The sequence below is a fragment of the Mesorhizobium sp. M5C.F.Ca.IN.020.32.2.1 genome, assembly GCF_004023105.1.
Taxonomy (GTDB): domain Bacteria; phylum Pseudomonadota; class Alphaproteobacteria; order Rhizobiales; family Rhizobiaceae; genus Mesorhizobium; species Mesorhizobium wenxiniae.
The window spans coordinates 1-5192 of the sequence record NZ_RZSX01000443.1 but is presented as its reverse complement, the minus strand read 5'-3'; the positions used below and the strand labels follow the sequence as shown (position 1 = coordinate 5192).

The window sequence follows — 5192 nt, the reverse complement described above, 5'->3', positions numbered from 1 at the left end:
GTGGTGACCACCACCACGCACAAGTCGCTGCGCGGCCCGCGTGGCGGCATGATCCTGTGCAACGACGAGGATATCGCCAAGAAGATGAATTCGGCCGTGTTTCCGGGCCTGCAGGGTGGCCCGCTGATGCATGTCATCGCCGCCAAGGCGGTGGCCTTCGGCGAAGCGCTGAAGCCAAGCTTCAAACTCTACGCCGAGAGCGTTGCCGCCAATGCCAAGGCGCTTGCCTCCAGCCTGCAGGAAACCGGTCTCGACATCGTCTCCGGCGGCACCGACAACCATCTGATGCTGGTCGACTTGCGCCCGAAGAACGCCACCGGCAAACGTGCCGAGGCAGCGCTTGGCCGCGCCAACATCACCTGCAACAAGAACGGCATCCCTTTCGATCCCGAAAAGCCGTTCGTCACCTCGGGCGTGCGGCTCGGCACGCCGGCCGGCACCACGCGCGGTTTCGGCCAGGCCGAGTTCCGCGAGATCGGCAAGCTGATCGCCGAGGTACTGGACGGGCTCAAGGCCGCGAATTCCGACGAAGGCAATGCAGCCGTCGAGGCAGCGGTGAGGGCGAAGGTGGCCGCGCTGACGGATCGTTTTCCGCTCTATCCCTATCTCGGTTGAGCTCACGCAAAGTGTCGTCCCTTATCAGCCGGACGAAAAGCACTGTTTCAGTGGGGACGGAGTCCGGACAGGAGCCTTGATGATGATGCAGATTTTCCGTGTCGCAGGCTTTGCCGCGCTTGGCGTGTTGGCGACACTGACCACCTTGCCGCTGTCCGCTTTGGCACAGTCTGCGCCCACCCCAGCCGCACCGAAGACCGAAACCTTCGGCAAGTGGTCCACCACTGTGGACGAGATCGATACCGGTGAGGATCTGCGCAGGACCTGTGTCGCCTCGACCGCCTTTCTCGACGCGAGCGGTGCCAGCGGCACCCTCACGCTCGCCATCTCGAATGGTGATGCACTGCCGCCCGATGGCTATCCAACCCTTATCATCGGCATGAGGAACAAGGACTTGCCGACTGGCGAGAACATTCCGGCGGTGTTCGGTGACAGCAACGGCAAGGTCAAGGCGACCGTCGATGCCATGGCGGGTGCCGGCGGAAAATGGATGTTGAAAAACAAGCCCGAGATCAGCCTGGCGCTGCTGCGTGCCATGCGCCGCGGCAGCGCACTCGATGTGATCTTCGCCGACACACCGGTCGCGACGGTATCGATGGACGGCTTCACAAAGGCCTATCGCAGCCTCGGCGTGTCATGTGGATTCCCAACCGTCGACGTCGCGCCGTAATCGGCCGGTGTTGCCGTCTGGTATGATCTGGCAATTTTCCTCGCGCCTCGCTATCTCTGAGGCGCGAGAGACCACCCCGATACTTTGCCATCGCGGCAAAAACCTCTAAGCCTTTCGCTCCACAAGAATCGCGAACACAAGGCTGTCCATGCGCTGTCCCTACTGCCAGTCCGAAGATACGCAGGTGAAGGATTCGCGCCCCGCCGAAGACGGCGCGGCGATCCGCAGGCGGCGCGTCTGCCCCGATTGCGGCGGCCGCTTCACCACCTTCGAGCGTGTGCAGTTGCGCGACCTCGTGGTGGTGAAGAAGTCCGGACGCAAGGTGCCGTTCGACCGCGACAAGCTGCTGCGCTCGGTCGAGATTGCGGTGCGCAAGCGCAATGTCGATCCCGAGCGCATCGACCGCGCGGTGACCGGCATCGTGCGCCAGCTCGAAAGTTCGGGCGAGACCGAGGTCGCCTCGGGCGAGGTCGGCCGCCTGGTGATGGAGGCGCTGAAATCGCTCGACGACGTCGCCTATGTGCGCTTTGCCTCGGTCTATCGCAATTTCCGCGAGGCCAAGGATTTTCACGAGGTGCTGGGTGAGCTCAAAGGTGACGAGCTCAAGGAAGAGGACGCCGGCTGAGCATGGCAGGGCCCGGGCGCAGCCAAGCCGAACAAGAGGGTCTTGATCGCCGCTTCATGGCGGCAGCACTCAGGCTGTCGCGCAAAAATGGCGGGCGGACCGCGACCAACCCTTCCGTCGGCACGCTGATCGTGCGTGACGACGGCAGCGGACCGATGATCGTCGGCACCGGTGTCACCGCTGTCGGCGGCCGGCCGCATGCTGAGACCGAGGCGCTGGCCGAGGCCGGCGGGCTCGCACGCGGCGCCACCGCCTATGTCACACTGGAGCCGTGCGCCCACCATGGCCGCACGCCGCCTTGCGCCAATGCACTGCTCAATGCCGGCGTCACGCGGGTGGTTGGGGCTGTGAGCGACCCCGATCCACGCGTGTCCGGCAAGGGCTATGCGATCCTGCGTGCCGCCGGTGTCGAGGTTGTCGAAAGGGTGCTCGCGGCAGAAGCCGCCGAGCAGATGGCCGGCTATCTCATTCGATCTCTGAAGAAACGTCCGGAAGTGATCCTGAAACTTGCGCTTTCCAGCGACGGCAAGATCGGCATGGAAGGCGAGGGGCAAGTCTCGATCACCGGCGACATCGCCCGGCGCGAAGTCTACCTGATGCGGGCCGAAGCCGACGGCATATTGATCGGCATCGGCACGGCGCTGGAGGACGATCCGGCGCTGACGGTGCGGTTGCCGGGGCTGGAAAACCGTTCGCCGGCGCGCATCGTGCTCGACCGCCAGATCAGGCTGCCGGAAACATCGAAGCTGGTCGCCGGCGTCGACCGGGTTCCGCTCTATGTCGCCGCCTGCGCCGAAGCCGACCCATACCGGCGGGCCGCGCTCGAACGCGCCGGCGTGCGCTTCATCGGCACCGAGACGTATGAAGGCGATATAGCGTTGCCGGAACTGCTCGAGGATCTGGCGGCGCTTGGGATGGCGAGCGTGCTGGTCGAGGGCGGCGCCAAGGTGGCCAAGGCCTTCCTCGCCGAAGGGCTGGTCGACCGCATCGTGCTGTTCCAGGGGCAGGAGCCGATCGGCAGGAGCGGCATTGTATCGCCCATCGACGCCAACCATATCCCGGCAGGATTTCGCAAATTGCGCGACATGCGTTTCGGCGAAGACAGCTACGCGGAGTGGATAAGGGACATCTGATGTTTACCGGGATTGTCACCGATGTCGGCACCGTCGCTGCGGTGAAGCCGTTGAGAGAGGGCGTCGGCCTTCGCATCGACACCGCCTATGACCCGCAGACCATCGCCATCGGTGCTTCGATTTGTTGTGGCGGCGTCTGCCTGACGGTGACGGCCTTGCCGGAAAGCGGCGCCAATGCGCGCTGGTTCGAGGTCGAGGCCTGGGAAGAGGCGCTCAGGCTGACTACGGCCATGGGCTGGAAATCCGGCACGAGAATCAATCTGGAGCGGGCGCTGAAGATCGGCGACGAGCTTGGTGGCCACATCGTTTCAGGCCATGTCGACGGCACGGCCGAGATCATCGAACGCAAGGACGAGGGCGATGCTGTGCGCTTCACGCTGGAAGCGCCGCGCGACCTGGCCAAATTTATCGCGCCCAAGGGTTCGGTCGCGCTCGACGGTACCTCGCTCACCGTCAACAAGGTTGAGGGCACGCGCTTCGACGTGCTTCTGATCCATCACTCGCTGACGGTGACCACCTGGGGCGAACGCCAGGTCGGCGACCGGGTCAACCTTGAGATCGACACCATGGCTCGCTACGCGGCGCGATTGGCCGAGGCCGCGAAAGTGGGGCTTTGATGATTGAGGGCAGAAGGACTTCCAGACAGGAAGAGCAACTGACGCGCGAAGCGTTAGCTGATGTTGACGCCGGTAATGTGATTGACCACCATGTCGTGCGGGCTTGGGCTTTGAGCCTTGATCCCAGGAATCCGCGTCAGACGCCGCGCCGGGAAATAAAATAGTTTCGGCAGACCTCCCGCATCTCCACCAATCTTCTGCTTGCGATCAAACCGGCTTCGGCCTAAGTCACCGGCGATCCCGGAGACATCTATGGCTGGCACATCCCAACACGGCAAAGCGTTCATTCGCCCGAAGAAGAAGGCCCACCTTCTTATCATCGAGGCACGCTTCCATGACGATCTTGCCGATGCGCTGCTCGAAGGCGCGACAAGCGCGCTCGAGGAAGCGGGCGCGACATACGATGTCGTCACCGTCCCGGGCTCGCTCGAGGTTCCCGCGGTGATTTCCTTCGCGCTTGACGGCGCGGCCGAAGGCGGGCCGAGCTATGACGGTTTTGTCGCCCTTGGTACCATCGTGCGCGGTGACACCTATCATTTCGACATCGTCGCCAATGAATCGAGCCGCGCCCTGATGGACTTGTCCGTGCAGGAAGCGGTCTGCATCGGCAACGGCATCCTGACGACCGAAAATGACGAACAGGCCTGGACGCGGGCCAAACGCTCGGAAGGCGATAAGGGCGGCTTTGCCGCGCGTGCGGCGCTGACTATGATTGCCCTCAAGCAACAATTGGGAGAGCGATCGTGAGCGGGCCCGCATCACCCGGCCAGGCCGCAGCACGCCTCGCCAACAAGCGCGGTGCTGCCCGTCTGGCCGCAGTGCAGGCGCTCTATCAGATGGATGTGGCCGGCAGCGGCGTCTTCGAAATCACCGCCGAATATGAGGCATTCAGGCTCGGCAAGGAAGTCGACGGCGCGCTCTATCGCGAGGCGGACGCACAATGGTTTCGCGCCATCCTCGCCGGCGTCGTCGAGAACCAGAAAACCATCGATCCGGTCATCCGCCAGGCGCTGACCGAGGACTGGCCGCTGTCCAGGCTCGATTCGACGCTGCGCGCCATATTGCGCGCCGGCGTCTACGAACTGATGAAGCGAGAGGACGTGCCGGTGGCTGTCATCGTTTCGGAATATGTCGACATCGCCAAGGCGTTTTACGAAGAAGACGAGCCGAAGCTGGTCAACGCGGTGCTCGATCGCGTGTCGCGCCGGGTGCGCGGCGAAGGGCGTGGCAAGGACGCTTCATGACGGCCGTCGCTATCGCCGAGGCTGGCAGGGAAGCGCGCCGCACGGCGCTCATTCTTGCCGCTTCGCAGGCGATTATCGGTTCGGCCGCACCCATCGCCATTTCCGTGGGCGGGTTGGCCGGACATTATCTGCTTGGCTCCGACAAGTCTCTGGCGACCGCACCGATCACCGGCTTCAACGTCGGCGTGGCGCTCGGCGCCTTGCCGGCCGCCGCCATCATCCGCCGGCTCGGCCAGCGCGACGGCTTCATGACCGGCACGATCGTCACTGCGCTCGGTGGTCTGATCG

At 64.0% G+C, this 5192-nt stretch carries 6 protein-coding genes and 3 pseudogenes; all 9 read left to right on the top strand.

The annotated features are described in order from the left end of the window. Positions 1-615 (top strand): annotated as a pseudogene (gene glyA / locus EOA86_RS21170) (serine hydroxymethyltransferase); the annotation flags it as partial. Between the two features lie 79 nt (positions 616-694). Further along, positions 695-1285, top strand: coding sequence for a hypothetical protein (locus tag EOA86_RS21165; RefSeq protein ID WP_245497335.1), 591 nt, complete (start codon positions 695-697; stop codon positions 1283-1285). A gap of 148 nt (positions 1286-1433) precedes the next feature. After that, positions 1434-1910: a transcriptional regulator NrdR gene (gene nrdR / locus EOA86_RS21160; RefSeq protein WP_065008049.1), complete on the top strand. Its 477-nt coding sequence runs from the start codon at positions 1434-1436 to the stop codon at positions 1908-1910. Positions 1911-1912: 2 nt separating this feature from the next. After that, a complete protein-coding gene (gene ribD / locus EOA86_RS21155) occupies positions 1913-3043 on the top strand; it encodes a bifunctional diaminohydroxyphosphoribosylaminopyrimidine deaminase/5-amino-6-(5-phosphoribosylamino)uracil reductase RibD (protein ID WP_128343417.1) in 1131 nt (376 codons plus the stop codon). Then, positions 3043-3660: a riboflavin synthase gene (locus EOA86_RS21150; protein ID WP_065008051.1), complete on the top strand. Its 618-nt coding sequence runs from the start codon at positions 3043-3045 to the stop codon at positions 3658-3660. The genes ribD and EOA86_RS21150 overlap by 1 nt, the downstream gene beginning before the upstream one ends. Positions 3661-3695: 35 nt before the next feature. Beyond that, positions 3696-3824 (top strand): annotated as a pseudogene (locus EOA86_RS40500) (CopG family transcriptional regulator); the annotation flags it as partial. 88 nt (positions 3825-3912) lie between these two features. After that, the gene (gene ribH / locus EOA86_RS21140; protein WP_029353404.1) at positions 3913-4407 is read left to right on the top strand and encodes a 6,7-dimethyl-8-ribityllumazine synthase; all 495 of its coding nucleotides are present in this window, start codon (positions 3913-3915) and stop codon (positions 4405-4407) included. After that, entirely contained in the window at positions 4404-4904 is a 501-nt protein-coding gene (gene nusB / locus EOA86_RS21135) for a transcription antitermination factor NusB (RefSeq protein ID WP_029353406.1), read from the top strand. Before ribH ends, nusB begins: the two co-directional genes overlap by 4 nt. Beyond that, positions 4901-5192, top strand: a pseudogene (locus EOA86_RS21130) (MFS transporter); the annotation flags it as partial. The gene nusB and the pseudogene EOA86_RS21130, both read left to right, overlap by 4 nt.

Excerpts from the sequence above, each read along its gene's own strand:
- EOA86_RS21165 (WP_245497335.1), top strand. The coding sequence starts at position 695 with ATGATGATGCAGATTTTCCGTGTCGCAGGCTTTGCCGCGCTTGGCGTG.
- nrdR (WP_065008049.1), top strand. The coding sequence starts at position 1,434 with ATGCGCTGTCCCTACTGCCAGTCCGAAGATACGCAGGTGAAGGATTCG.
- ribD (WP_128343417.1), top strand. The coding sequence starts at position 1,913 with ATGGCAGGGCCCGGGCGCAGCCAAGCCGAACAAGAGGGTCTTGATCGC.
- EOA86_RS21150 (WP_065008051.1), top strand. The coding sequence starts at position 3,043 with ATGTTTACCGGGATTGTCACCGATGTCGGCACCGTCGCTGCGGTGAAG.
- ribH (WP_029353404.1), top strand. The coding sequence starts at position 3,913 with ATGGCTGGCACATCCCAACACGGCAAAGCGTTCATTCGCCCGAAGAAG.